At 54.1% G+C, this 25492-nt stretch carries 25 protein-coding genes; all 25 read right to left on the bottom strand.

What is annotated here, in order from left to right; all coding sequences use genetic code 11:
* Positions 1-63 precede the first annotated feature (63 nt).
* On the bottom strand, positions 64-876 hold the full coding sequence (gene kdsA, locus BQ7483_RS06420; protein WP_022020473.1) for a 3-deoxy-8-phosphooctulonate synthase: 813 nt from the start codon (positions 874-876) through the stop codon (positions 64-66).
* Positions 877-969: 93 nt separating this feature from the next.
* Positions 970-1896, bottom strand: coding sequence for a diacylglycerol/lipid kinase family protein (locus BQ7483_RS06415; protein ID WP_072545279.1), 927 nt, complete (start codon positions 1894-1896; stop codon positions 970-972).
* A gap of 69 nt (positions 1897-1965) precedes the next feature.
* Complete coding sequence (gene miaA, locus BQ7483_RS06410) at positions 1966-2886, bottom strand: tRNA (adenosine(37)-N6)-dimethylallyltransferase MiaA (RefSeq protein ID WP_072545278.1); 921 nt, start codon at positions 2884-2886, stop codon at positions 1966-1968.
* Positions 2887-3333: 447 nt separating this feature from the next.
* Positions 3334-4644 (bottom strand): TonB-dependent receptor domain-containing protein, encoded by a 1311-nt coding sequence (locus BQ7483_RS06400; RefSeq protein WP_235847314.1) that lies wholly within the window; start codon positions 4642-4644, stop codon positions 3334-3336.
* Between the two features lie 21 nt (positions 4645-4665).
* Positions 4666-5250, bottom strand: a complete 585-nt coding sequence (locus tag BQ7483_RS18005) for a carboxypeptidase-like regulatory domain-containing protein (protein WP_235847313.1) — start codon at positions 5248-5250, stop codon at positions 4666-4668.
* A gap of 102 nt (positions 5251-5352) precedes the next feature.
* Positions 5353-6312, bottom strand: a complete 960-nt coding sequence (locus tag BQ7483_RS06395) for a FecR family protein (RefSeq protein ID WP_072545276.1) — start codon at positions 6310-6312, stop codon at positions 5353-5355.
* Positions 6313-6314: 2 nt separating this feature from the next.
* Positions 6315-6881: an RNA polymerase sigma-70 factor gene (locus BQ7483_RS06390; protein ID WP_072545275.1), complete on the bottom strand. Its 567-nt coding sequence runs from the start codon at positions 6879-6881 to the stop codon at positions 6315-6317.
* Between the two features lie 20 nt (positions 6882-6901).
* Positions 6902-7531: a hypothetical protein gene (locus tag BQ7483_RS06385; RefSeq protein WP_022020480.1), complete on the bottom strand. Its 630-nt coding sequence runs from the start codon at positions 7529-7531 to the stop codon at positions 6902-6904.
* Between the two features lie 207 nt (positions 7532-7738).
* Complete coding sequence (locus BQ7483_RS06380) at positions 7739-8350, bottom strand: hypothetical protein (RefSeq protein WP_022020481.1); 612 nt, start codon at positions 8348-8350, stop codon at positions 7739-7741.
* Positions 8335-8850 carry a flavodoxin family protein gene (locus BQ7483_RS06375; protein ID WP_072545274.1) on the bottom strand — a complete coding sequence of 172 codons (516 nt, stop codon included), beginning with the start codon at positions 8848-8850 and terminating at the stop codon, positions 8335-8337. Before BQ7483_RS06375 ends, BQ7483_RS06380 begins: the two co-directional genes overlap by 16 nt.
* A 115-nt stretch (positions 8851-8965) precedes the next feature.
* On the bottom strand, positions 8966-10174 hold the full coding sequence (locus BQ7483_RS06370) for a hypothetical protein (RefSeq protein ID WP_022020483.1): 1209 nt from the start codon (positions 10172-10174) through the stop codon (positions 8966-8968).
* Entirely contained in the window at positions 10171-10815 is a 645-nt protein-coding gene (locus BQ7483_RS06365) for an ATP-binding cassette domain-containing protein (protein WP_072545273.1), read from the bottom strand. The genes BQ7483_RS06370 and BQ7483_RS06365 overlap by 4 nt, the downstream gene beginning before the upstream one ends.
* 26 nt (positions 10816-10841) lie before the next feature.
* On the bottom strand, positions 10842-12380 hold the full coding sequence (locus BQ7483_RS06360) for a DUF4836 family protein (RefSeq protein WP_083535664.1): 1539 nt from the start codon (positions 12378-12380) through the stop codon (positions 10842-10844).
* Between the two features lie 33 nt (positions 12381-12413).
* Positions 12414-13118, bottom strand: a complete 705-nt coding sequence (locus tag BQ7483_RS06355) for a 16S rRNA (uracil(1498)-N(3))-methyltransferase (RefSeq protein WP_072545271.1) — start codon at positions 13116-13118, stop codon at positions 12414-12416.
* Positions 13118-13687 (bottom strand): bifunctional nuclease family protein, encoded by a 570-nt coding sequence (locus tag BQ7483_RS06350; RefSeq protein WP_072545270.1) that lies wholly within the window; start codon positions 13685-13687, stop codon positions 13118-13120. Before BQ7483_RS06350 ends, BQ7483_RS06355 begins: the two co-directional genes overlap by 1 nt.
* Positions 13688-13742: 55 nt before the next feature.
* Positions 13743-15005 (bottom strand): MFS transporter, encoded by a 1263-nt coding sequence (locus BQ7483_RS06345; RefSeq protein ID WP_072545269.1) that lies wholly within the window; start codon positions 15003-15005, stop codon positions 13743-13745.
* A 313-nt stretch (positions 15006-15318) separates the two neighbouring features.
* Positions 15319-16500: a class I SAM-dependent rRNA methyltransferase gene (locus BQ7483_RS06335; protein ID WP_072545267.1), complete on the bottom strand. Its 1182-nt coding sequence runs from the start codon at positions 16498-16500 to the stop codon at positions 15319-15321.
* A gap of 225 nt (positions 16501-16725) precedes the next feature.
* A complete protein-coding gene (locus tag BQ7483_RS06330) occupies positions 16726-17331 on the bottom strand; it encodes a 3'-5' exonuclease (RefSeq protein ID WP_072545266.1) in 606 nt (201 codons plus the stop codon).
* 32 nt (positions 17332-17363) lie between these two features.
* Positions 17364-17927, bottom strand: a complete 564-nt coding sequence (locus BQ7483_RS06325; protein ID WP_072545265.1) for a DUF5063 domain-containing protein — start codon at positions 17925-17927, stop codon at positions 17364-17366.
* A gap of 124 nt (positions 17928-18051) precedes the next feature.
* Positions 18052-18297, bottom strand: a complete 246-nt coding sequence (locus tag BQ7483_RS18000; protein WP_235847312.1) for a hypothetical protein — start codon at positions 18295-18297, stop codon at positions 18052-18054.
* 9 nt (positions 18298-18306) lie between these two features.
* A complete protein-coding gene (locus BQ7483_RS06315; protein ID WP_072545264.1) occupies positions 18307-19923 on the bottom strand; it encodes a RagB/SusD family nutrient uptake outer membrane protein in 1617 nt (538 codons plus the stop codon).
* Positions 19924-19935: 12 nt separating this feature from the next.
* A complete protein-coding gene (locus tag BQ7483_RS06310; RefSeq protein ID WP_072545263.1) occupies positions 19936-22632 on the bottom strand; it encodes a SusC/RagA family TonB-linked outer membrane protein in 2697 nt (898 codons plus the stop codon).
* Between the two features lie 1005 nt (positions 22633-23637).
* Positions 23638-23769, bottom strand: a complete 132-nt coding sequence (locus tag BQ7483_RS18145) for a hypothetical protein (protein ID WP_262493914.1) — start codon at positions 23767-23769, stop codon at positions 23638-23640.
* 163 nt (positions 23770-23932) lie between these two features.
* Complete coding sequence (locus BQ7483_RS17720; RefSeq protein WP_154673570.1) at positions 23933-24028, bottom strand: smalltalk protein; 96 nt, start codon at positions 24026-24028, stop codon at positions 23933-23935.
* Between the two features lie 136 nt (positions 24029-24164).
* The gene (locus BQ7483_RS06300; RefSeq protein ID WP_072545262.1) at positions 24165-24656 is read right to left on the bottom strand and encodes an HU family DNA-binding protein; all 492 of its coding nucleotides are present in this window, start codon (positions 24654-24656) and stop codon (positions 24165-24167) included.
* Between the last annotated feature and the right edge of the window lie 836 nt (positions 24657-25492).

Below are 25492 nucleotides of genomic sequence, written 5' to 3'. Positions count from 1 at the left end.
CTGTATGTATCAGTCGGAGGGGGTGGACGAAAGTCACACGGCCCGCCCGATTTTTTTATTCGTTTATCGGATGGCCTGCCGGATGCGCACCAGCTTGGTCAGCAGGTCTTCCAGCAGGTCCAGGCGCAGCATGTTGGCTCCGTCGCTCTTGGCCACGGCCGGATTCTCATGCGTTTCCAGGAAGAGGCCGTCGGCTCCGGCAGCTACGCCGGCCTTGGCGATGGTTTCGATGAGCTGGGGCATGCCGCCCGTCACGCCGCTGGTCTGGTTGGGCTGCTGCAGGGAGTGGGTCACGTCGAGCACTACGGGGTGGCCGAAGGTCTGCATTTCGGGGATGCCGCGGAAGTCCACTACCAGGTCCTGGTAGCCGAAGGTCGTTCCGCGCTCGGTCAGCATCACCTGCGGGTTGCCGGCCTCCACCACCTTCTCGGCGGCAAATTTCATGGCCAGGGGCGAGAGGAACTGTCCTTTCTTGATGTTGATGGTCTTGCCCGTCTGTGCGGCGGCCACCAGCAGGTCGGTCTGCCGGCACAGGAAGGCGGGTATCTGCAGGATGTCCACATATTCGGCGGCCATGGCGGCTTCGCTGGCGGTGTGGATGTCGGTCACGGTGGGGATACCGAAGGTGTCGTGCACCTTCTTCAGGATGTTCAGCGCCTTCTCGTCGCCGATGCCGGTAAAGGAGTCCAGCCGCGAGCGGTTGGCTTTGCGGTACGAGCCCTTGAATACGTAGGGGATGTTCAGCTTTTCGGTGATGGTTACCGCCTTTTCGGCGATGCGCAGGGCCATGTCTTCGCCTTCGATGACGCAGGGGCCTGCCAGCAGGAAGAAGTTGCCTGCCGGGTTATGGGTCAGTTGTTCAATCAGGTTGTTCATTTATTTAGGGGTTAGTAGTTAGCGGTGAAAGGTTAGTGGTTAGCAGGAAGTGGGGATGCTCACCGCTCACCGCTCACCACTAACCGCTACTTTTCATTCCGGTATAATCAGTGTGACGGCTTCGTGCAGGATGCCTATCTCCAGCGGGAAGTGGCGGTCCAGGATGCGCCCGTCCAGGTCGACGGCGGCGTTCTGGGCGCGCAGCACCTTGACGTGCTGTGTGCGGTAGGGGTGCACCACCTTGTGGTTCAGGATGCGTCCCTGTATCAGCATCCACAGGCCGCTGAGCAGCTGGCGCAGTTCGGGGCGGTAGATGACGGAGACATCCAGCCAGCCGTTGTAGGGCACGGCGCTGGGTACCTGTCCGTAGCCGCGCGCACTGCCGATGCACACCGTCATGATGCGTCCGCGGATGTGTTCGCCGTTTATCTTCAGGTGCATGCGGTGCAGCTTCCGTTCGAAGATGAGCGACAGCAGGGCCATGAAGTAGGACAGTGGTTTCACGCCCCAGAAGCGCTTGCACTGGTCGGTTACCTTCACGATACGGGCTCCGAGGCCGATGTTGATGGCGTTCAGGAAGTAGCGAGTCAGGTGCTTCTGCCCGTCGTAGTAGTAGCATGTGCCCACGTCGATGCGCCGATGACGTCCGTGTGCGATGCAGTCCACCGCCTCCTTGTAGTCGTCGCTCATCTCCCAGTAGTCGGCAAAGTCGTTGCCGATGCCGTTGGGGATGATGCCCAGGGCAATGTTCTGCTTGTCGGGTGCGTCGGAGTTCATGATGCCGTTGATGGCGTCGTTCAGTGCGCCGTCGCCGCCCACGATGACGATGGTGCGGTAGCCGTTGTTGGCCAGGATGCCTGCCAGCCGTTCCACCGAGCCGAATCCTTCGGACTGCACGTAGTCGTAGGCCAAGCCCCGGCTGTCCATGTATTCCTTGATTTCTTTCCACCGTTTCTGCACCTTGCGCGTGCCGGCCTTGGGGTTGTATATCACCCCCCATTTTTCGGGTGATTTCGTCATAGCTCTTTGTCCTTTCGTTAGGTGGTGTCGAGGGGGAATCTTCCCTTCGCCGCCGTTGTTCCTGCAAATTTACAAATTCTCTTTGAGTTTTTGCTTGACAAATGCAATCTTTTCTTCCATGGGCAGTCGTGCGTCCATCCAGTGGATGGTGAATCCGCGCCGTTCCATGCCCCTGAACCAGGTCATTTGCCGCTTGGCGAACTGGTGGATGGCCGTCTCCAGCCCGTGGAACATCTCGTCGTAGGTCAGGTGGCCGGTGACGTAGAGCGTCAGGTACTTGTATTCCAGTCCGTAGTAGATGAGGTCCTCCGCCGCGATGCCCCACTCCAGCAGGCGGCGCACTTCATCCACCATCCCTTCGTCCAGCCGCTGCTTCAGGCGGCGGGTTATCTTCTCGCGGCGCAGGTCGCGGTCGATGTCCACGCCGATGATGAGGCTCTTCAGCTGGGGGAACGAGCGTTCGTCCACGGGCGTATGCAGGTAGTGTTCTTCTATCTCGATGGCGCGGATGGCGCGTTTGGCCGTGTCCACGTCCGTGGTGTTGTGCAGGGTCTTGTAGGTCTTCAATATTTCGGTCAGTTCCTCCAGTGACTTGTCCGCCAGGCGGGCACGCAGCTCGGGGTTCTCGGGTACGGGCAGCAGGCGGTAACCTTTGAGCACCGCTTCCAGGTAGAGCCCTGTACCTCCGCAGACGATGGGTGTCATGCCCCGGCGGCGGATGTCTTCGTAGGCCGTCAGGAAGTCGCGCTGGTACTCGAAGACGTTGTACTTGTAGCCCGGCTCGGCGATGTCTATCAGGTGGTAGGGGATATCCTGTCCGTCCACGCGGTAGTCGGCCAGGTCTTTTCCTGTGCCCAGGTCCATACCGCGGTACACCTGGCGCGAGTCGGCACTGATGATTTCCGTGCCCAGCGTGGCTGCCAGTACTGCCGCAAAGGGAGTCTTGCCCGAGGCCGTGGGGCCCAGAATGGCGATGAGGTCGTTTGGCATACGTATCGTTGTTTTTTCGATTGTCGGCAAACTTACGCAATTTCTTTGGAATAACCTCGGTAAAACGCAAGGAAATAGAACGATGTACAGGGGATGTTCGGATAATTTCTGATTTTAGGGTGGTTCTTCTGTCTGCTTCTCCGTTATGCGATGACAATGATGGTGAAAAAGAATTACATTATAGGGGAAATTTCCGATTTTGTATGAAGCCACCCTGAATTTGGGTTTGAATCCTAAACCCTCTATGTTTGAAACATCGGGGTCGAATGTTTGAAACATTCCCCCCTTGGGTTTGAAACATTCCCATAGAAGCATTCGGAAGTTTGTTCGGCGGGATTTGGACCAATGATTTTGGATGATGGATTTATTTTGACACATCCTCAGGAACCGTACGGTCTGCAGACAGAAAATCCACATCCTGCCGGCCGCTTGTATACGTCCTGTTCGTCAGAACTTGAAGCTGACCGAGGCGTAGGGCAGGCAGTTGCCATACCAGTGGACGGAGTAGTAGCTCAGGACCTCTTCTTCGGACGGATTGCCCACGATGTTGTACAGGCCCAGGCGGAGCAACAGCAACTTGTCGGCTCCGACGTCTTTCCGAAAGGAGTAGCCTGCGTCCAGGCGGTAGCGGGTGCGTTCGCGCTCGGTGCGGAAGCGGTTGGCCGGAAGCGGGTCGAGAAATTCGTCCAACTCGATAATCCGCCCCGAGCGCACGGTACCGCCCAGCGAAAGGGAAGAGTGGCGGCCTATCTGGCAGGAAAGGGCGGCTCCCAGCTGGTGGGGGATGTCGTAGAGCGAAGGCAGCTTGCCGCGGTCTTCCAGCCGGGGAAACCATTCGCGGCTCCGCGTATAGGCGTAGGACAGCTGGAGCGTCCAGCGCTTCCAGGTGTTGTAGAAGTAGGCCTTGGCGCCATAGCTGTCGCCGTTGCCCGTCATGATGTACTGGTCCCGTCGGGCATCTTCGATGGAGGTGTCGGGGCTCAGGGCCACGACGTGGCGGCGTGTCTTGTAGTAAGCCGATACGTCCAGCTGTCCGTTCTCCAGAAAGTGCTTCCAGCCCACTTCGTAGTGCTCCGACGAGCGCGGCCTGAAGCCGTCGATGCTGGGCATGCGGAAGTCGGTGGGCAGGGAGAGGTAGTCGAAGCGCAGGTTGTGGTAGAACTGCTCCATCCGCGAGAAGTGGAGGTAGAGCAGCTCCTTTTCCGCCGGCTGGTATTTCAGCGAGAAGCGGGGCTGGATGCTGTAGTAGGAGCGGTGGTGGCGGGGCAGGTAGCCCACGAAGTGTACGCCCACCTGGGCCATGAGGCGGAGCGTGCTGGAGGGCGACAGGTGGTAGGACAGCTTGGCGTTGTAGTCGTAGGTGGAGTGGTTCATGCGGCTGTCTTCGGACAGCAGGTTGTCGAAGAAGTCGAGCCAGCTGCGGCGGGCGCTTACCAGATAGGACAGCTTGTCCTTGAGGATGGGCCCCTCGAGGGTGATGCCTGCGGCAGGCATGTCGAGCGTCAGGGTGCGGACGTGCTCCTGCAGGTTACCTTCCTTGAGGTTGACTTCGGTGACCGACGAGAGCCGGCCCTCGAGGCGGGTGGGGAAGAAACCTTTGTGGAAGACCATGCTCCTGACGGCATCGCCGTTGAACACGGGCAGCAGGGAGTTGATGTGGCCGGGGTGGTAGACTGGCACGCCGTCCAGCAAGAGCTGGTTTTCGTCGCTGCTGCCGCCGTCCACCTGGAAGTTGCAGCCGGTGGGGAGGCCCGTCACGCCCGGCAGTATCCAGATTTGCTAGAACAGGTCGTTGCCGCTGAACGACAGGAGGTTCGAAGGCGTGAGCTCGCCCAGCTCGCCGCCGTTCTTGTAAGACTTCACAGTGACCTCGGCTATCTCGAACAGCTGGGGCGTGAGCGCGGGGCGGAGCGTGCGGTCGCGGTCCACACGGACGGGCTGGGTGTAGGGCTGATAGCCCATGTAGCTGATGTTCATGCGGTAGTAACCCTCGGGCAGGTAGAGGCGGAAGCGCCCGTCGGCATCGGTCAGGGCGTGCCACTTGCCTTCTTTGCCGTCGTCCAGCACCACGACGGCCCCATAGAGCCGTTCGCCGCTGCCTTCCTCCGCGACGCTCCCGCTGAGGCAGTAGGTCTGCGGGCGATGAATCTGGATGGCCAGTTTGCGCGGCGGGATGAAGGTGGTGCGGAAACGGTAGCCTTCCAGCACCAGGGCGAGCAGCTGGGACACGGTCATCTGCCCCGAAGCGCTGATGCGGCAGGTCTTGTGGAGGTCGATGAGCGAGGGGTTGTAGGACAGGGTGAGGTCCAGCTGGCGTTCGATGTACCCGAACCATTGCAAGACGGTAGCGGAAGAGGCGGTCACCTGAATCCGCTCTTCCGCTATCGGCTGCCCGGCAGGGATTTCCTGGCTGTGCAGCAGCGTGGCAAATAAGAATGTCAGCAGGGCCAGCAGGCCCCGTTTTTTCTACTCATAGTGTAGCCGGTAAAGTTTTCCACGTTTCAGCGTGTCGCACTTGCATCCGCAGAGGAAAGCCAGCTCGGCCGCGATGCCCTCGGCATCGTCGGGGTCGATGCGGGTGGTGACGGTGTTCTCCTCTACACCCCGTCCCAGCTCGATGCGGATGCCCGTGTGCTTCTCCACTTCCTTTATAACGTCTCCGATGGGCGTTTGGTTGAACACCATCTTCGGTTTTTTGCGGTTGAAGAAGGTGGCCGGGTCGTCGATGACGCCTTTCTGCAGGCTGCCTCTGCTGAGTTCGGCCTTTTCGTGTGCGTGGAGTTCGAGGCCGTTGTCGTCGGCGGTGACTTTTACGCGTCCGCTCTCCACAAAGACGGCAGTGCGCTCTGTGTGCGTGGCGTCTACGAGGAACGAGGTGCCCAGCACTTCCACTTCCACTTCCTCGGTCTCCACACGGAAGGGCTTGCCGGCGGCTTTCTTCACGTGGAAGAAGGCTTTGCCTTCGAGGCGGGCCAGGCGTTCGCTGCGGTGGGCTCCGTAGCGGAAGCTCAGGGTGGTCTTCGGGTAGAGGGTCACTTCCGAACTGTCGGGCAGGAGGAGGTGGCGGGCCGTCCGGCCGTTGTTCACGTAGTGCACGGCAGGTTGGCGGAAGAGGTAGACGGTGACCGTGCCCAGCAGGAGCAGCAGCGAGGCGGCTATGGAGCAGAAGGTGATGAAGCGTCGCCTGCGGTGCAGTTCCATCGTTCTGCCCTTCAGCCGAGGCTCCACCTTCAGCCAGGCCTGGCGGGCGTCGAAGTCGCTTTCGTCCGCCTGCGGGCGGAGGGCGTCGGTCAGTCGCATCAGGCGTCGGTACTCCGTCGGGTGGGCGGCTGTCCATGCGTCCAGCTGCTGTTGCTGTGCCTCGGTCATGCTCTCGTGAGCCAGGTGGCGGGCCAGCAGGTCGTTGATGTCTTCGTTCTGTTTCATGGTCAGTGGCTGTTTACAAGGATGGATAATACGATGGCGCCGATGGCAGTCATCAGGAAAGGGTTTTCGGCCGCATAGGCACGCAGCAGCTTGACGGCTTTCGTCATCTGGTTGTCGACGGTCTTCTCGGAGATGCCCAGCTCGCGGGCTATCTCGCGGTACTTCATGCCCTTGAGCTTGGCCATCAGGAAGATGTCCTTGCACTTGGGGGGCAGGGTGGCGAGGGCTTCCTCGATCACCTCTTCGGGCGAGCGGGGCGCTTCGCCGTCGGCGGGGAGGTCGTCGGACGGATGGTGGAGGGCCGGCGGAAGGTCGTCGATGGACACGGTGTCGTCCTTCTTCCGCCGCAGGAAGGAGATGCAGCGGTTCTTGACGGCGGTGGTCAGGTAGGCCACGAAGTCCTGTTCGGACAAGTCGTCCTTGCCCTTGTCCCAGATGTGGATGAACGTCTCCTGGACGATGTCTTCCGAGTCGTCGCGGTCTGAAACATATCCGTAGGCTATGGAGCATAGCCTCGGATAATGTTTTTCGAATCGGACCTTGAAAAGTTCTTTCCTGTCTGTACTCATTGCAATGTTGTTTAGGGAAGTTAGAATCTCAGGCTGACACCTGCCGTGAGGAAGCCTTTGTGGCCCAAGCCTGCTTCCAGGAATCCGCCTATACGGTCGTTGCCTACGCGGATGGCGATGGGGTTCACCTGATAGGCGAAGTTGGTGCTCAGGCTGGCTTTCTGGGCGGCAGACTTGCCGGCATCGGTGAGGCCCTTCTCGGTGTGGCGAACGAGGTTTACACCTGCTGCTGCCGATCCGTAGAGCTCTACCAGATTGCGCTTGAAGTAGACGAATTCGGCGGTAGGCAGTACGAGGAAGTTCAGTTCCTTTTCCTTGATGGACGTCGACGTCTCGCCGTTCAGCATCAGCTGGCTGCTGGTTTTGGCAAAGCCCAGGTCACCTCCCAGACGGAAGCGGTTGAGGGCATAGCGGTAACCTACGCTGTAGACCATCGTGCCCTTTTCGTTGGAGCGCTTGGTGCCGGTGAGGGCGTCGGACAATCCCATGCCGAGCACATCGACTGTTGTCAGGGTCAGCCCGTCGCTGGCGGCAACGCGGAACTCATGACGATTGTCGGACGGACTGAACTTCTTGTCGTTGTTCTGTCCCTTTACGATATTTGCACTGGCAACCATACACAAAGATAATGCGATAAATTTGAATTTCATAACGTTTCTTTTTTTTAGGTGAATACTTATTGGCTTGTTTCTTTGAGAGCGTCCGGCCGGGGCCGCTTTCACTGGTATAACGCAGCCCCTGCCGAAATCCCCTATCTGCTTCCCCTGAAAAAATCGTTTTTTTTCGCAGGTTTTCTGTAATTTGTTGGTTGTAAGCGCTTTGTGTTAGTGATTTTTCTTCCTGTTTTTCTCTTTTTTTTAGTCGTTCCCCTCTATTCCCATCGTCTGCATCTGCTTCTTCGACGTGCCGAAACGCTGTCCGTAGCGGGTCCAGTAGACGGTGGCGGCCATCTTGAACAGCCTCGGCCCCAGCGGCATGGTGGCGGCCAGGCGGAGGCGGCTCCCTTCGTCGACCGCCCGGGCCAGCTTGCGTATGGCACGGGCAGCCACATACTTGAAGGGCGTGTCCAGTATAGCTTCGCCGCTGCCCAGCATCAGGACGGAGCCCATCTCGTAGCTGTTCTGCCTGCAGAATAGCTCCAGCATGCGCACGGCTACCTCGTTTTGGGTGTGCTCCAGAAATCCGCAGTTGATGAGGATGGAGACGACCGGCTTGCGCGGGGGCGGACAGGCTTCGAGCGACTTCAGAAAGTTCAGCAGGCTGACGGGCAGGGCGTCCGCATAGAGCGGAAACACCAGGAGTACGTCCGAATAGCCGGCCATTTTTTCCAGCAGGCGGCTGTGGTTGGTCTTCGTGATGGGGTAGTAGTCGGCTGCCTGCCGGCTGTACTTCATGAACAGCTCGGCATAGCGCAGGGAGTTGGACTTCGGAGCCCGCGGGCTTCCGTTCAGTATCATGATTTTTCCCATTGTTGCAATACGTTTTTCACCATGCTCTCCAGCAGGGCTTCGGTGGTAAATACGATTTTATGACTCTCAAAGCTCATGTTGCGTGCGTTGCGGGCCACCAGCTGGCGGAAGATGTCCTGCTCTTCCTCCGTCTGTGCCCCATAGGCCAGGATGGTGGCCTGCTTCAGGGCCACGGCCCGCTGCACGTGGTGCGTCTCGCCCTCGTGGATGCGGATGAAGGCCTGCTGCACGGGGATGGCCCGCTCGAGCATGGTTTTCATGACGGTGTCATAGCCCCCGTAGCGGAGGCGGCTGATGTATAGTACCCGGTTGCTTCGGGCAATGCAGGGATAGATGCGGGTGGCATCGTCGCGTACGACACACTTGCCCGGCGTGCGGGTCCAGCAGCCGAAGCAGCCCACGCAGGGGGCTATCTTCAGGGTCGACAGGTCGAAGTACGTGATGTCCTTGCCCGCCAGCAGGCTGGTGTCGATGGGTCTGTCACTCATAATCAGTTTCATATCTCTTCCTATTTTCTCGATGTTGTGACAGGTAAAACAAGGGAAAGGAAGCGATGGTTCGGCCGTTTGCTTTTTTTTAGGTACCTGGGGCACAGGTGTCCGCGGGGACTTTACGTCAGCTTCGGGCGGCGGAGGAGACCCGCGGCAGCTGGCGTCGGATGGCCAGCATGTTGAGCGTCGAGACGAGGACGCACAGCAGCAGGCCTGTCAGCGCGGTGGGGAGCAGCGAACTGCCTGTCAGCTGGGGTACGAGCTCTTCCAGGAAAGGCAGGTAGGCATGGCGCACCAGCACCACGCAGCCCGTCGAGAGCAGCAGGACGGCCAGGTTGAGGGTGGCCGTCAGCAGGCAGTAGGGCAGGGCCACCTGCGATGGACCGTACCCGATGAGCAGCAGGTTCTGCAGCTTGGTGCGGTTCTTTTGCAGCAAGAGGAAGATGCTGAGCATCAGGATGTAGAAGGCCAGCAGGCTGATGACGCCTCCGATGGCCAGCACGATGCCCGTCACCAGGCGGAGGAAATAGGTGGCCCGGCCGGCGTCGAGCGAGTCGCCTTCCGTCTCGTAGCCCTTCCGGCTGAAGTAGTCGTTGATGGCCGTGTCCGTGGGGTTGTTCACCTCGACGATGAGGCGTGAGGGCTGCGCCTCGCGGCCGGGGGCATAGCGCTGGTTGGCCCACTCCATGAAGGCCTGGGGCACGAGGATGGTGTTCAGCCGGTTGGAGAAGCCCACAATCTGCCCCTTGAAGTTTTCTGCCAGCCCGTTTCCGCTCAGGCGGATGTCCATCCGGATGAGGTTCATCAGCCCTTCGGACAGCTTGGGCAGGCTCCGGCTCTGGGCGAAGCCGAAGTTGTAGAGGTTGAGGTAGTTGCGGGGGATGATGATGGGGATGGTGCGGCTCTGCGGGTCGAAGTGCCAGCGGTCGAGGCTGACGTCGATGTACTCGTCGGGCACGGACTCGAAGAACATCTCCGTAGACAGGCGGATGCCAGCCTCCTCCATGCCCATGCCGGCCGACACGTTGAACAGCGAAGGAGTGAAGGTGCCCACGCTGCGGGTGAAGGGCTGACGGCGCAGGTCGTCGATGGCGGCGGCGCTGAAGGTGTTGCTCCGTCCCGTCAGGTTGCCCAGGGTGCTGATCTTGCGGGTGGCGATGAGGTAGTCCTTCTTCAGGAAGCTGTTGCCCTGCGTGAAGACGGGCGCCACGTCGCGGTAGAACTGGATGCCGAGCAGCACGATGGTCATGCCGAAGAGGCTGGCCAGGAAGAACCCTGCCAGCTGGGCGCCGCTGATGTGGCGGCGCAGGAGTTTCCAGACAAGTCTGTTCATAGTTTCAGTACGTTGTTATAGTCCATATCGAGGTGTTTGCCGATGGAGGTCACGATGACGCCTGCCCCCTGCGTGCCCGCTTCCTTGTCCAGCAGGGAGGCCATGACGGCGGCGTTGGCCTCGTCCAGGTGGCTGACGGGTTCGTCCAGCAGGATGAAGTCCATGGGCTGGCACAGGCAGCGGATGAAGGCCACGCGCTGCTGCTGTCCGAAGGAGAGGCGCCCCGTGGGTTCGTTCTTCTTGTCGCCGATGCCCAGCGCGTCGAAGAGGGCGTCTATCTCGCGCCGGCTCTTGAAGCGGGTCAGCTGGTTTTTGAGCAGCACGTTTTCGAGGGCGGTCAGCTCGGAGAAGAGGCGCAGCTCCTGAAAGAGGATGCTGAGCGAGCGGCGGTGGAGGCGTGTCCAGTCGGCGGCCTTGAGCGAGCGGATGTTGCTTCCGTCGAAGCAGATGATGCCCTCGTAGTCGTTGCGGTAGCCATACAGATAGCTGCACAGCGATGACTTGCCGGTACCCGAGGCTGCTTCGACCAGGTACTGTTTGCCCCGCTCGAAAGTGAGGTCGCGGTGCCACACCTCCGAGGCAATGGCATCGCGACCTGCAAAGATTTGGGGAAGGGTTTGTTGCAGATGAATCTCCTTCATGGGATGAAAAGTCGGTTGTTCTTTTGTTACAGGTTGGACAATGCCTTCACCTGGTCTACAATCTGTTTCAGCGCATTGGTCTTTTGGTCTTTCAGTTGCAGCACGACGAGGCCCTTCGTGCCCTCGCTGCTCATCTCCAGGTAGGAGATGTTTTCGGCGGCGGTCACCATGGCGCGGTATTGGGGGTTGAGGAAGCCCGTGGCCATCTTGACGATGGGCAGGTTGAAGACGGCTTCGGTATTGACGACGGTGACCAAGCGTTGTCCTTCGATTTCCTTGGCAAAGTCCGTGTCGAGCAGGGAGGGCTTGCTTTCCTTGCCAGCGTTGCGGTAGAGGGCTTCGTCGTTGGTCATGACGAGCTGCTTGCCGCGCATGCCCATGTATACCTTCATGCCTTTGTCCGTGTACAGGTAGTCGCCGTTGTCCAGCTTGGTGAGGTCGTTGCCGCCCTGTCCCTTGGTCGCTTCGTACAGCTGGTTCAGCAGGTCGGTGTTGTTGGTTTCGGCATAGGCCAGTATCGTGGGGTTCCCTTGGGCGTTGAGGCCCGTGATGCCCAGTGTGAAGTCGTTTTCAAGCGAGGCCACCAGCGTCTTCACCAGCTCCCTGTCTTTGTCGGAGAGGGCCTTCTTGAGCTGCGGGTTCTCGTCCAGCTGGGCGAACACTTCCTTGCCGTCCATGCCCAGGGTGAGGTAGAACAGGGTCGACTGGGGGAAGTAGGAGGCGAAGGTGTTCTGGAGCGGGCGTGTCGTCTTCAGTTGCTTTTCGATGAACGCCTGTGCCTGAGGGTCGTCCGACGTGTAGCTTGCGTTGATGGCCATCCGTCCGGGTTCGAAGGAGAGGCCGCCGATGTACTTCATGTTCTGCATGTGCAGGCTGTCCATCATGGATTTCAGCATGGGGTCGGGGTAGAACTTGAGGAAGGTGCTTGCGGTCATCATCATGCGCACGTCGCCCTGGGTTTCCTGCATCTGCCGGAAGGCCTGCTGGCTGTGGACGCTCTGTTCGGCCTTTTGTCCCAGCAGGGCGGCGACTTCCTGGTGCAGCTGTGCGATGTCGGGCGTGTCGGTCGTGGGGAGCACGAGCAGGGTGGTGGCGTTGAAGGCCACGAAGGCACGGTCGTTGTAGCAATAGTTGTAGCCGTCCTTCTCGACCACGTCGGCCATCTGCGTTTCGCTCTGCGTGGCCTTCAGCAGGTTTTTCAGCTTGTCGGTATCGTCCACGGCGGCGATGAAGCCCTGGCGGTTGGTTTCCGACGAATGGAAGATGTAGACAGGCTTGCCGAAGTCGATGCCTGCCTCCGAGGGGTTGTCGAAGAACGTTTCCACGGCCTTTTGGGCATCGGCGCTCACGCCGCTGGCCAGCGTCTGGCTCAACTTCTGCAAGGCTTCGGCGTTTTGGGGATCATCCACTCCGGCCTTGAGGGCCAGCGACTGCAGGTCGATGGAGACCACTTCGGTGGCCTCGGCGGGGATGGCGTTGGTGTAGTCACCCGGATGGGAGCACGATGCGGCCAGCACGAGGGCCAGGGCGCCCATCCACAGACGGTTCAATAAACAGGTTTTCATGTGACGATAATTTTTTAGAAGGTTGAAACTATTTCAATTAATCTGGTTGCAGAGGTTCATCAGGTGGCAGGCCACAAGGGCAGCCGTCTCCGTGCGGAGGCGCGAGCGCCCCAGGCTGACGGGGCGGAAGCCCTGCTCGACGGCCAGCCGCACTTCCTCTTCGCTGAAGTCGCCTTCGGGCCCGATGAGCACCAGCGCGTCCTCGCCCCGCTTCAGCACGTCCTTCAGCAGCGGCTTCTCGCCTTCGTAGCAGTGGGCGATGAACTTCTGCCCCGTGAAGGGCTGCTTCACGAAGTGGTGGAAGTCCGTCATCTCGTTCAGGCGCGGCAGGCGGGCCTTGAGCGACTGCTTGACGGCCGACACCAGTATCTTCTGGATGCGTTCGGTCTTGATGACCCTGCGCTCGGAGAAGCGGCAGTTGAGGAAGGTCAGCTCGTCGAAGCCTATCTCCGTGGCCTTCTCGGCCAGCCACTCCGTGCGGTCCATGTTCTTGGTGGGAGCCATGGCCAGGTGCAGGTGGCCTGTCCAGAGGGGTTCCTGCGGCAGGGTTTCGAGGACCTGCACCAGGCAGCGCTTGTTCGAGGCCGCGCTGATGGCGGCGCGGTAGAAGTTGCCCGCTCCGTCGGTCAGCATCACTTCGTCGCCTTCCTGCAGGCGCAGCACGCGTACGGCGTGGGCGGCTTCTTCTTCGGGCAGCTCGGCCCGTGTCTGTATGTCGGGTGTATAGAATACGTGCATCAGTCTTGGGTATTTGAATCTTTCATTTTGTTTATCAGGTCGCGCAGGGCGGCAGCCTTTTCATACTCCTCCTGCTCGATGGCCTTGTCCAGCTCCTTCTGCATCTCCTCGAGGGTCTGTTCCTCGCGCTTTTCGGGGGCTTCGCCTTCGTCCATGCGGATGCATTCGGCCTCGAGGATGTCGTCGTAGGTCAGGATGGGGCATCCCATGCGCATGGCCAGGGCCACGGCGTCGCTCGTGCGGGCGTCCACGCGGACCAGGCTCCCGTCTGCCGCCTGCAGGTAGAGGTACGAGTAGAACAGCCCCTTCTCCGCCTTGTAGATCAATATGCGCAGCAGGCGGGTGCACAGTGCCTCGAGTACGGAGGCAAACAGTTCGTGCGTCAGGGGGCGTGGCGACACGATGCCCCTGATTTCGAGCAGGATGACTTGCGCCTCGGCCGCCCCGATGATGACAGGCATCTGCCGGCTTCCGCCGACCTCGCCCAGCACCAGGGCATAGGCGCCACCTCCCTGCGAACTGCTGTAGGAGATGTTCAGCACCTGCAATTCTGTCTTCTTTCGGTTCATATTCGTTGCTTGTTCAGTTGTTTGTAGTATGTGGTGGTGAGGGGCAGGCGGCGCGTCAGGCGTTTTCAGGCCGGTGCTTGTATTTGAACACCAGCGCGAAGACCACGGCCACCACCAGGGCATAGGCTGCGAAGGTGAACCACGCCGACTGCCACTGGGCTACCTGCGACGCCTCGCTGCCGAAGTCCACAAAGTGGTTCACCACCGCCTGCGCGCCCAGCGTGCCGATGGTGGCTCCGAAGCCGTTGGTCATGATGATGAACAGCCCCTGCGCGCTCGAGCGGATGTCCTTGTCCGTCTCGCGGTCGACGAACAGCGAGCCCGAGATGTTGAAGAAGTCGAAGGCCACGCCATAGACAATCATCGAGAGGACGAACATCCACACGCCGCTGCCCGGATTGCCCGCTCCGAAGAGGCCGAAGCGCAGCACCCATGCCAGCATGGCGATGAGCATCACGTACTTGATGCCGAAGCGTTTCAGGAAGAAAGGTATCAGCAGGATGCAGAGCGTCTCGGACACCTGCGAGAGCGATATCAGGATGTTGGCATGCTGCACGCCGAAGGTGTCGGCATACTCGGGTATGCTGCCGAAGCTGCTGATGTAGGGGTTGGCAAAGCCGTTGGTAATCTGCAGCGACACGCCCAGCAGCATGGAGAAGAGGAAGAAGATGGCCATTTTCTTCTGGCGGAACAGGGTGAAGGCGCGCAGCCCCAGCGCCTCGACCAGCGACTTGCTCTGTCCGCCCTTGCTCGTGGGGCAGGCGGGGAGGGTCAGCGCGTAGAAGGCGAACACCAGCCCGATGGCGGCGCAGGCGAAGAACTGCCCGTAGTTGTTCTGCAGCCCCAGGATGTCGACCGCCCACATGGAGCAGATGAAGCCGATGGTGCCGAAGATGCGGATGGGGGGAAAGTGCCTGATGGTGTCGAGCCCCGCCTTGTCGAGGGCCGTGTAGGCCACGGAGTTCGAGAGGGCCAGCGTGGGCATGTAGAAGGCCACGCTCAGGGCGTAGAAGGTGAAGAGGGGGCCGAAGTCCACGTCTTGTCCGCTTGTCATGCCGTAGTAACCGGTGAGAGCCATGAACAGGGCCGCCAGGAAGTGGCTCAGGCCCAGCAGCTTCTGGGCGGGTATCCAGCGGTCGGCGATGATGCCCAGGATGGCGGGCATGAAGAGGGACACGATGCCCTGCATGGCATAGAAGATGCCGATGTGCGAGGCCAGGCCTACGTTGACCAGGTAGCTGCCCATGGATGTCAGATAGGCTCCCCACACGGCAAACTGCAGGAAGTTCATGATGACTAAGCGAATCTTGATGTTCATAGTTCTTTTGCTTGGGTTTTAAAAATTAACAAGTTCTTTGTTTTTGACATAACCTTGCAAAAGTACAATACCAGGGGGAGAAAAACAAGCGACCCACCGTTTTTTTCTTTCCTGCGGCGGGTGTCGGCCGGGGGCCGATTCAGGGATGGAAGGTATATAAAAAAAAGAAGGGCATCTATCCCAGACACCCAATCTTTATTAACCTTAAATCTAATACCATGAAAAACACAGTGCAAAGGTAAGCGGTTTATGTTATACAACATAACAAATCGACGAAAAAATGCGTTTTGTTAGCATTGTTTAACCTTTCGGCCTATTCTACATACAATACCAGGCCCTTGAGGTACTCTCCTTCGGGGTGGTAGATGTTTACGGGGTGGTCTGCCGGCTGCGTCAGCTGGTGCAGGATGCGCACGTTGCGCCCCGACATGGCTGCCGCCGTGAAGACCGCCGTGCGGAAGTTCTCCTTGCTGACGGCCTGCGAGCACGAGAAGGTGAACAGGATGCCGCCCGGCTTGATTTTCTCGAACGCCTTGACGTTCAGCTTGCGGTAGCCCTGAAGGGCGTTGCGCAGGGCGTCGCGGTGCTTGGCAAAGGCAGGCGGGTCCAGGATGATGAGGTCATACTGGTCGCCCATGCGGTCCAGGAACTTGAAGGCATCCTCGGCATAGGCCGCGTGGCGCGTGTCGTCGGGGAAGTTCAGCGCGATGTTCTTGTTCGTCAGGTCGATGGCCTTGGCCGAGCTGTCCACCGAGTGCACCAGCTTGGCCCCTCCGCGCATGGCATAGACCGAGAAGCCCCCTGTGTAGCAGAACATGTTCAGCACGCTGCGTCCGCGGGCATAGCGCTCCAGCAGGGCGCGGTTCTCGCGCTGGTCCACGAAGAAGCCCGTCTTCTGTCCCTTCAGCCAGTCGATGTGGAAGTTCAGTCCATACTCCGTGGCTACGTTGTCGGCGCTGCCTCCCTTCAGGAAGCCGTTTTCGGGGTAGAGGTCGGCCTTGAAGGGCAGGGTCGTTTCCGATTTATAATAGATGTTGTCCACCTCGCCGTCCATCACCTCGGCCAGCGCTTCGGCTATCGTCATGCGGTCCAGGTGCATGCCGGCCGAGTGGGCCTGCATCACGGCCGTGCGTCCATACACGTCGACGACGAGGCCCGGCAGGTTGTCGCCCTCGCCGTGCACCAGTCGGTAGGTGTTGTTGTCGGCCCGTCCGGCCACGCCGATGCTGCGGCGCATGTCGCGCGCCACGGTCAGGCGCCGTTTCCAGAAGTCCTTGTCGATGGCCTCGTCCTGTCGGAAGGAGAGCACGCGCACGGCGATGCTCCCTATCTGGTAGTGGCCTTTGGCGATGAATTCCTTTTTCGACGTGTAGATTTCCACGACCTCACCTTCTTGGGGTTCGCCGTCGATGCGTGCGATGGCGCCCGAGAACACCCAGGGATGAAAGCGCTTGAGCGACTCTTCCTTGCCCGATTTCAGATATACTTTATACATGGGTTCAAATATCAAATATCAAATATGAAATATCAAATGTCAAATATCAAATATGAAATATTAAATATCAAATATCAAATATTAATTTCCGTTCAGTTTGTTTTCGTTGTTGTCATTCCGGCCTTGAGCCGGAATCCACTTCTCCGTATACGTGGGGGTGGCTTGGATCCCGCATCAAGTGCGGGATGACTGGGCCGTCAGCTATGAATTTTCAATTTTCAACTCTCAATTTTCAATTATAAAGTCCCCCGTCTCCTTCAGCTCCTGCAGCTTGTGGTAGATGTTGAGGCAGGCCCAGGCGTCGGTGGCGGCGTAGAGCTGTTGCGGCTGCGTCAGCGTCTCGGCCTCCCAGTTGCTCAGGCGTTGCGACTTCGATATCTTTTCGTTGAACAGGATGCCGTAGATCTTTTGCAGGCTCTTGTCCTCGATGCCGAAGGGGCGCACATACTCCTGCAGCTCCACGTAGGCCCTCGGCTCGAAGGGTGCCCGCTTGTGCAGCATCATGAAGTCGTCGCGTAGCGAGAGGCCCACCTTCGTCACGGCGGGGCTTTCCAGCAGCTTGATGACGGGCATCGTGAGCCCCGTCTGGTTCAGGCGGAACAGGAAGCAGTGGTCTTCGGAGGACACCTGCAGCAGCGCCACCTTGTAGACCCGCCCCTTGCTGAAGGAGGGGCGGGTTTCGGTGTCGATGCCCACTATGGGGCACGTCTTCAGGTAGGCGGCCGCCCTTTCGGCTTCCTGCGGTGTCTGCACCACGTGTATCTGGCCGGGGAAGGCCGCTTTGGGCAGATCGTTCAATGCCTCTTTGGCAATGGTTCTTTTTATAATCATACGGTTCAGTTTTCTTTTTTCACTCTCAACCCTCAACTCTCAACTCTCAACTCTCCACTCTCAACTCCCTCTTCGTCGTCCTGTGCGCCGTACTTCACCTCGTGCAGGGCTCGGAGCGTGTTCACCAGCTTCTGCCCCCAGTACAGGCGGAAGTTCTCCTGGCAGATGGCCAGCGAGTCGTTCATCGTCTCGTTCAGTCCCAGCTGGAAGACGAAGATAAAGTCGCGTATGTCCTGGTAGATATCCGCCAGGTCTTCGGAGATGTATCGGGTGATGGGCTGGTCGCTGTACTTCATGTCGCTCACGAAGACGTCCAGATAGTCGTCTCGGTCGGCCAATATGTCGGCCAGGTTCATGCGCACTATCTCGTAGGTCTCTTCGGTGACGAACGTTTCGGGTGCCTCGTCGCCGATGGTTTCGCAGGGCGGCAGCATGGACGCCTTGAGGTAGAGCAGTGGCAGCAGCTTCAGGGTGGTGTCCACAAAGGCTTTGCGCTTGCTTCCCTCGGCCTGTTCGACGAACTTGCAGAACTCGGCCGCCACGGTGACGAACTCTATCACGTTTCGGTCGAATATCACTTGACTATCTTTCTTCATACCTGTATTTTTATTGTAACGTTTTGCAAAGATAGTGCAAACCGAGGGAAGCACAAAGCGAAAACACAGTTTTCAGCTTTTGCTTCGGAGGTGCCGCCTGTCTTATTCTTCTATCCCCACCTGTCTAAGGGAGCGCAGCGAAGAATCTCGAATCACTTTCGGCTAACTGTAATTTTTCTGTGAGTAAGGCCGTATTGTTTAGGAATGGATGAAAACAAAGTAAATCACCTTCATTTAGAATTATATCACCTTTTTGATATTTCTTAGGCTGAATAATATCTGCAAAAAGGCGAATATTCTCCAACTTAAGTTTGCGATTAGGGCATGTTTCAGCTATAATCTGTTTTGCAATGTCAAATTGAATACTCATAGGCTAAAGTTATTTATATCCAACATTTTGTTTCAATTTTGGGTTCAAGTCTATACTTTTTTGTGGAATAGGAAAAACTGTGGTATACCCATTTTTCTCATCAGCCAGTTGGACTCGCTGATCGTATGATTTGTGATAAACTCCAAAACGCACCATATCTTGTCGTCGCCAGCCTTCCCATACTAACTCCAACAAACGCTCTTTCAATATGTTCTCAAGCGTAGCTTCTCGATATGGCATACCAACACGACCTCGGACTTCGTTCAACTCCAACGAGCCATCCTCACCATTACGTACCTTTGCCTCGGACTTCATCAGGAGAGCATCGGCATAGCGGAATAGCACGATGTCGTTATCCGGTTGTCTACCGTCGGAATGTGAGGTCCTATCAACCTCATATTTTGCCATACGAGCACCAGCTGTCTTGACATAGGAGCTTCCCGTAAGATTCAACTTTAGCTCCAATGGGAAATACTCCAACTGCTGTCCATTGTCCATCATTACAGGCTTTCCATCAACCTCTACGATGCCGGCATAGAAGTTCTTTTCAAAGCGAGCATCTACATCATCTGTGCCGTATCCGTTGGCTAAGACTGTTGAGATATTGGCACTGGTACCATTTTCCGATGAGCCACCCAACGCACCGCCATGGTTGTAGTGTCGTGATCGGAAGAGATACCAGAACTGCGCAGCATAGAGGTTCTTATCCAACGGAATGGTGAATATGTTTTCGTTGGAGTTCTCGTTATGCACAGAGAAATTATAGCTATAATCGTCCTCCAACCGATAACCTACCTCGGCAAGTTTATTGCAATATTTGATACAGGTCTGCCAAGCGTTGAGTTTCTCACCATCGACGGTGAAAAATATCTCTTTACCGTTCCGTGGAACGCCATCAGTCCAATTATCATCACAATATATCTCGGCATTAAGAGCCAACTTAGCCAAAAGGAAATTAGCTACAGGTGTTGTTATACGACCATAGTAGTTACCCATCTTATTACTACGCTCATTTGGCAACAACTCGGCAACCTCCTGCAACTCATTCACGATAAAACGGAAAACCTCGCTACGCTCGCTCTGCACAACTTCATCCTGCGGTTGTTCATAGGATGTTACGATGGGCACTCTGCCATACATATCCATAATGTAGTAGTAGAAAAGTGCTCTCAGAGCTCGCACCTCAGCTTCGTAGGCCACTCTCTGCTCCTCAGATAGGTTATGGCTATACTTATCGATGATATGCAGAGATTTGTTCGATAACACAACAACCTTGTAGAGGTATTTCCAAGTATTGTAGAGTGGTAAATCATTAGGACTCCACTTATGCTGATACATATTCGCCCACAAACCTCCATCGTACCAGTCGCCACCACGAATAGGTATCATGGCTTCGTCTGTAGTAAGTGTGTTATAGTCATAAATCCCACGACAGGTCCCCTGTAAACCCTCACTGTCTGCACTGCCACCAATGTAATTGTAGAGCACAGCCACTGCATTAATATATATGTTGTTGGCATTGTTGTAAATGTCTTCTTCATAAAGTTGATTTCTAGGGTCTTCAGTAAGACAAGAGGTCATCATCGTTGCCAAAGCAACCATCAATATGTTTATATATCTTTTCATAACTGTAAGCGGTTATAATTGAATACTAAGACCTAACGAATAGGTACGATATAAAGGATAGGTGCGTTTGTCGTCAATGCCCAAAGTGTTGCTTACTACATAACTGTTTATCATTGGAGTAAGACCGCTATAGCCTGTGATTGTTGCAAGGTTGCTAATGCCTGCCGAAAGACGCAATGACTTCACAGCCTTGGATTTCATTGGAATATTGTAGCCTATGGTAATATGTTCAATATTTACATAGTCACCTTTTTCCAACCAATAGTCTGAAACATTCTGATCAATAATATTTTTTTCAGGAGCACCCTTCAATACATTGTAGTCAGGGAATATAGACATATTGGTATAAGCCAAGCCCGTGCCATTGAATATCTTATGACCGAAAGCACCATTTATCTGCATGGCAATATCAAAGGACTTGTAACGGAAACTGATGTTTGATCCAATAGTTACCTTAGGGGTTGCCTGACCTGCTATATACCTGTCTCCGCCATCGCTAAAATCAATCTCGCCATCATCATTCAAATCTTCAATATCGTAACTGTAGCCACCAAGTTCATTTTCTTTAAGCCCTTTGCAGTGAGGTAGATAGAATACCCCCAATGGCTGACCTACAATCTGATATACTACATTATTGTCTCCACCGTTCTGACCTGCACCATAAAGCGAGCCAATCGGAGTAATATCTGAAGCTGTCATATGCATACCATTATACTCTCCACTAAGCGAAAGTAACTTATTCTTCTGGTAGGACATATTGAAGTTGATATTCATCTCCATATCCTTTCGTTGAATGGGAACTACCGAGATTCCTAGTTCGACACCCTGGTTAGACATCGAGCCGATATTTGCCATCAGTTTATCGAACGCAAAGGTCGGAACGGGAACATCATACTCATAGAGCATATCCGTTGTCTTTGAGTAATATAATTCCGAGGTAAGCATCAACCGATTATCCCATATACCTAAGTCAAAACCGATATTAAATGTTGAACGAGTCTCCCACTTAAGCTCCGGATTCGTGTTGCGTATACTTCCCATTGTTACGGTAGGTGCACCGTTGATGGATACGATACCATTCTCCTTTACGGTATTAAGTGTTGTATAGGATGTTATACCTCCAAGATTTCCTGACCGACCATATCCGGTTCTTAGTTTCAATATTGTTATAAAGTCAGTATCAGAGAGGAAGCCTTCTTTTTTTACATCCCAACCCAGTGATACTGATGGGAAGAATCCGAAAGTATTGTTATCGCTTACCATTGAAGAGCCATCTCCACGGAGTGCTGCCGCAATAGAATATCTATCCTTGTAACTATATGTGACACTACCCATTATTGAAGCAAGTGACGGGTCTTCATAGCTACTGCTCGTACCACCGAAAGGACGCGATGATGTTGCTCCGATGTTATTATAGGAGAAATCATTTGTTGTTATTCCTTTTGCCTGCACCCATAAACCAGTCCTTACCTGTTTAAGATATTCTGCGCCAACAACAGCATCAAGGTGTGAGTCTCCCCAAGCATTGTTATATGAGAGGGACACATTTGTAAAGTAGTCTTCACCCTTGAACTCTCCACGATAAACATTGCCTTGCGCCCACACCCATGTAGGACAAAATTGAGCATTTCCCGTAGATGAATATGAATAAGAGCCGAAAGCCGACAATATCAAATTGTCAAGGATATTAAATTTCAGCCCCAAATGTGTATTGAAATTCCGTTCTTCGGAGTCATTTTTCTCATAGAGGAGTGCTCCGGGGTGGTTGATGTGTGATGCAGCCGAGTTCTTCACCCAGTTGCCATTAACATCAGTTCCTGCTGGATATGTAGGATTCTGTGCAGCTGCCGAGTAAAACAGCATTCGTGTATCGAAAATGTCGTGTATCTTTGACGAGTAGCCATATACACCAAAATCGCCAACTAAGCGACCATCGAAAGCCTTTTGTGTAGCATCAAGTTTTACCACTAAATTTCGGTAATCGTTAACTTTGACAATTGTATTATGATCCATAAAACCGAACGATGCTCGATAGTTTGAGTTTTCCGAACCACCGCTAAAAGCCAAGTGATGCTGATGTATCAAGCCCGTACGAGTAATTACATCGTGAAAATTGGTGTTGTAGCCACCATTATTGTAATCTAATCCAAGTGCCTCTGCTGTAGCTATATACTCCGGGCCGTTGAGCATTTGCAGATGTTTATACATTGACTCGAATCCGTAGTTGCCATCATATGATATTTCGAAACCTCGCCCCGTTCCTTTCTTGGTCTTAATCTCAATTACACCTGAAGCACCACGGGAACCGTACATTGCCGTTTCGGTAGCATTCTTCAAAATAGTGAAACTCTCGATGTCTGCGGGATATATGGTAGATAGCGTAGCGATGTCAGATGTCACTCCGTCAATAATTACTAACGGGTCATTGCCACCCATAATGGATGTGGTACCACGCACACGGATACTATTCAGCATAGCGAGCCTGTCAGTCCCATTAGTGGTGACGTTCACACCGGCAGACTGACCACTCAATACATCCAAAGCATTATTCAATGGTCCCTTCTTGATATTCTCGGGCCTGATATGCTCTAATGATTTAGTCGCCGAAATGGTATCTTGTTTCTCTCTGATATTCTGTACTTGTGCATCAATTTTTTGAGCACTACAGATGAAGAACATTATGACAAGACAAAGACTGACTCTTCCCATCTTGATTCGTTAAATCTCTGTAGATTCCCCAGACTAGACAGTTAATAAATCTTATACGCAATGTATTATAAAGAGGGGGATTGGGAATCTGTACTATTTCCCTGCCTGTCCGTCCGCTTAGCCATTGTATATTTTTTTCTGTTATTTCATATCAGTGATGCTGATAATCCAGGCAAGAACAGAGTAAATTTTATACATAAATCCTTTCCAAGGACTTTATAAGCGCAACCATTAACTACATTACATTACAAAGGTAACAATAATTTGTCATTTGAGGAAATTTAGAAAAAAGAAAAAGTCATTATGCGTGATATTTTTTTATTTAATTACGACATTTATCAAATACAAAAAATCATAGAAGGACAAAAATCTTTAAATGATTTGATTATAAACAAACTTTAAATAGTTAAATTGCAATAATACTATACCATGGTTGTTCTTTACCTTAATGTAATACTACTGTTATATATCTGGTCATTTATCTCCTTTTGTCGGATGCAAAGGTTGCCAAACCTCTTTTAGAAAACGAAAAGTTCAAGCGGTAAACCATTTGGAGCAGTTTCGTCCTCCGTTGGAGAGTAAACAGCTCCAAAACCTTTTCTTATTCATCGGCTTGGCTGAAAACTGCATCCGGCAACGGAGATAAACGACTGACGAAATAATAGCATAAAACAGCATAGCCCCCCCCTTAATAAGGCAATTTTATCAATGCTGTTTTCATTCTTTTCAGAGGACTATTATTTTCGACAGAGAGAAATTTGGCAAGCGGCAGATTTCACTCCCTCAAAAATAATAGATTTGAATTGCTGTCCTCTTGCCTTTATTGGAAATTGTAGTACCTTTGTAGTGGCTTGTGCGAACGAGCCAAGCAATGTGGAAAGATGGGAACATCGAACCATCAATAAAGTACCGAAAAGAGGGAAAATACCCTCTACCACCGCTCTTTGAGTGTTAAGAAATTATAAAAAGGTTAAATCTTCACCTTTTAGAATGTACCCCTAAAGGTTATGCCCATATTTCTGACTTATAACTCACAAAATATTGAGTAATAATTGGTTGCAAATACTTCAACAGAAAATAAAAGCCGCCGACGTTGGCGATGACAATCACCATTGCAAACATGACTAAAGCTCCCATATCGTTTTTTACAAAGATAATCATTTTTGAAACTAATCACTATAAATGAAAGATATTTCTAAAACAAAATCACCCGCCCCTCATTCTTCTCTGAGGCGGCGGGTGCTTTATTTAGCGGTTAGTGGTTAGCGATACTCACCGCTTACCGTTCACCGCTGATTGTTTACAAGCAGCTGGTAACGCCCAGCGTAGTTCCAATGGCGGTCAGGATGGTGACCAGCGTCTGGATGATGGTTTTCCAAATAGTTTTCTTGTCCATTTCTTTAATTGAGAATTGAAAATTTTAATTCAATTGAAAGTTGAGAATTGAAAATCTTCGTTAATTGATAATTGATAATGGAGAATTGAGAATTAATTTCGGCCGCATTCTCAATTTTCAATTCTCCATTTTCAATTTACAAAGGGCTCTCGTCCTGTCCGTCGTCACCGCCGCCGGGCTCAGGTTCGGTGCCGTCGTCCGTCAGCGTGCCGCCGGCGGTGTAGACGGCCAGCTCGGTGACGCGGGTACACTTGCGCAGCTCGGTGTTGCTCCAGGTCTTGGTGTTGCGCACGTTCAGGTGGACGCCGGTGATGAGACTGGTGTCCCAGGCGTCGGCCGTGTCGGCGCCCTTCGAGGAGATGCCCACGGAGAACAGGCCCAGGTCGCCCAGGCGGACGGACTTGCCGTCGAGCACCAGCTCCTTGAGGCACGACAGCATGTCGATGAGCACGCCGTGGATGACGCCGCGCGAGTAGGGCGAGTTGTGTTCAGAAATGTGGGTGACGAAGTCTTCGAATTCCACCGTGCGGTCCTGCACGGCGCGGGCGTACCACTTGGCGGGTGCGTCGGGGTTCTGAGGCGACTTGGCCTGATAACGTCTGTACTTCAATGTTCCGATTGTTGACATAGCTTTGTTGTTTTAAATTGTGTTTGGTTAATTGAGAATGGAGAATGGATAATTGAGAATGGATGGTGCCTTGGCCGCAGGCAAATTCTTCATTCTTCGTTCTTCATTCCTCATTCGCAAAGGCAAATATAAGGGGTCTTTTCCGGCTGGCCAAATAAAAACGGCCGCTGGTGTGTGAAAATGTGTTAACGAAACAGATGAATTGTGTTAATAAAAATAATGCATTGATTTACAGTGTGAAAAGCGACGTTTTCGCGCGCGGAAAGTATTGTTTTTCTACAGATGGCATGATGTTCTCTTTCGTTTGCGCTCTTTATGAAGTAGTGTGAAAAGATTGTCTGGTAACTGTAATCTGTAATTCGTAAGAGTCGTTTTGAATCCAGGAAAAGACAGCGTGCTATTACGAATTACAGATTACAGTAAGTGAATTTCGATTTGAAAAAGTGTGTACAGAATTTTATATTATATATATAAATATATATATAATATAACTATATAAGTGGCGCGCACATTTTCGATTTTAGCTAACTGTAATCTGTAATTCGTAATAGCATTTTCTGTAATGGTAGTTTCATTATCGGGAAACTGGAATCTGTAATTCCGAGTTGGGCGAGGAGAGAAGATGCAGGCAGGAGGCGGGACTCCGTATGGCAGGGGTGTATGAAAAAGAAAAAGTGTTGTCGGAGGCTTGAAAATGCCTTTGCAACAAGCTGATAGCCAGCTTATTTATAATATTTATGGATGTGCTTCGGAAAAGAGGCCCCGAAAACTTGGTTTTTCGTTTGTCTCTCCGCCTATTTTTCCGTATTTTTGTACTGCAAAAAAAGAAAACCCGT

Origin of the sequence: Mediterranea massiliensis, assembly GCF_900128475.1 — a bacterium.
Lineage (GTDB): Bacteria > Bacteroidota > Bacteroidia > Bacteroidales > Bacteroidaceae > Bacteroides > Bacteroides massiliensis_E.
The sequence above is the reverse complement of the archived record's forward strand: the minus strand, read 5'-3'. Positions and strand labels throughout refer to the sequence as shown.

Bases quoted from the DNA above. Each gene is read 5' to 3' on its own strand.
- kdsA (WP_022020473.1), bottom strand. From the start codon at position 876: ATGAACAACCTGATTGAACAACTGACCCATAACCCGGCAGGCAACTTC.
- BQ7483_RS06415 (WP_072545279.1), bottom strand. From the start codon at position 1,896: ATGACGAAATCACCCGAAAAATGGGGGGTGATATACAACCCCAAGGCC.
- miaA (WP_072545278.1), bottom strand. From the start codon at position 2,886: ATGCCAAACGACCTCATCGCCATTCTGGGCCCCACGGCCTCGGGCAAG.
- BQ7483_RS06395 (WP_072545276.1), bottom strand. From the start codon at position 6,312: ATGAAACAGAACGAAGACATCAACGACCTGCTGGCCCGCCACCTGGCT.
- BQ7483_RS06390 (WP_072545275.1), bottom strand. From the start codon at position 6,881: ATGAGTACAGACAGGAAAGAACTTTTCAAGGTCCGATTCGAAAAACAT.
- BQ7483_RS06385 (WP_022020480.1), bottom strand. From the start codon at position 7,531: ATGAAATTCAAATTTATCGCATTATCTTTGTGTATGGTTGCCAGTGCA.
- BQ7483_RS06380 (WP_022020481.1), bottom strand. From the start codon at position 8,350: ATGGGAAAAATCATGATACTGAACGGAAGCCCGCGGGCTCCGAAGTCC.
- BQ7483_RS06375 (WP_072545274.1), bottom strand. From the start codon at position 8,850: ATGAAACTGATTATGAGTGACAGACCCATCGACACCAGCCTGCTGGCG.
- BQ7483_RS06370 (WP_022020483.1), bottom strand. From the start codon at position 10,174: ATGAACAGACTTGTCTGGAAACTCCTGCGCCGCCACATCAGCGGCGCC.
- BQ7483_RS06365 (WP_072545273.1), bottom strand. From the start codon at position 10,815: ATGAAGGAGATTCATCTGCAACAAACCCTTCCCCAAATCTTTGCAGGT.
- BQ7483_RS06360 (WP_083535664.1), bottom strand. From the start codon at position 12,380: ATGAAAACCTGTTTATTGAACCGTCTGTGGATGGGCGCCCTGGCCCTC.
- BQ7483_RS06355 (WP_072545271.1), bottom strand. From the start codon at position 13,118: ATGCACGTATTCTATACACCCGACATACAGACACGGGCCGAGCTGCCC.
- BQ7483_RS06350 (WP_072545270.1), bottom strand. From the start codon at position 13,687: ATGAACCGAAAGAAGACAGAATTGCAGGTGCTGAACATCTCCTACAGC.
- BQ7483_RS06345 (WP_072545269.1), bottom strand. From the start codon at position 15,005: ATGAACATCAAGATTCGCTTAGTCATCATGAACTTCCTGCAGTTTGCC.
- BQ7483_RS06335 (WP_072545267.1), bottom strand. From the start codon at position 16,500: ATGTATAAAGTATATCTGAAATCGGGCAAGGAAGAGTCGCTCAAGCGC.
- BQ7483_RS06330 (WP_072545266.1), bottom strand. From the start codon at position 17,331: ATGATTATAAAAAGAACCATTGCCAAAGAGGCATTGAACGATCTGCCC.
- BQ7483_RS06325 (WP_072545265.1), bottom strand. From the start codon at position 17,927: ATGAAGAAAGATAGTCAAGTGATATTCGACCGAAACGTGATAGAGTTC.
- BQ7483_RS18000 (WP_235847312.1), bottom strand. From the start codon at position 18,297: ATGAGTATTCAATTTGACATTGCAAAACAGATTATAGCTGAAACATGC.
- BQ7483_RS06315 (WP_072545264.1), bottom strand. From the start codon at position 19,923: ATGAAAAGATATATAAACATATTGATGGTTGCTTTGGCAACGATGATG.
- BQ7483_RS06310 (WP_072545263.1), bottom strand. From the start codon at position 22,632: ATGGGAAGAGTCAGTCTTTGTCTTGTCATAATGTTCTTCATCTGTAGT.
- BQ7483_RS18145 (WP_262493914.1), bottom strand. From the start codon at position 23,769: ATGGGAGCTTTAGTCATGTTTGCAATGGTGATTGTCATCGCCAACGTC.
- BQ7483_RS17720 (WP_154673570.1), bottom strand. From the start codon at position 24,028: ATGGACAAGAAAACTATTTGGAAAACCATCATCCAGACGCTGGTCACC.
- BQ7483_RS06300 (WP_072545262.1), bottom strand. From the start codon at position 24,656: ATGTCAACAATCGGAACATTGAAGTACAGACGTTATCAGGCCAAGTCG.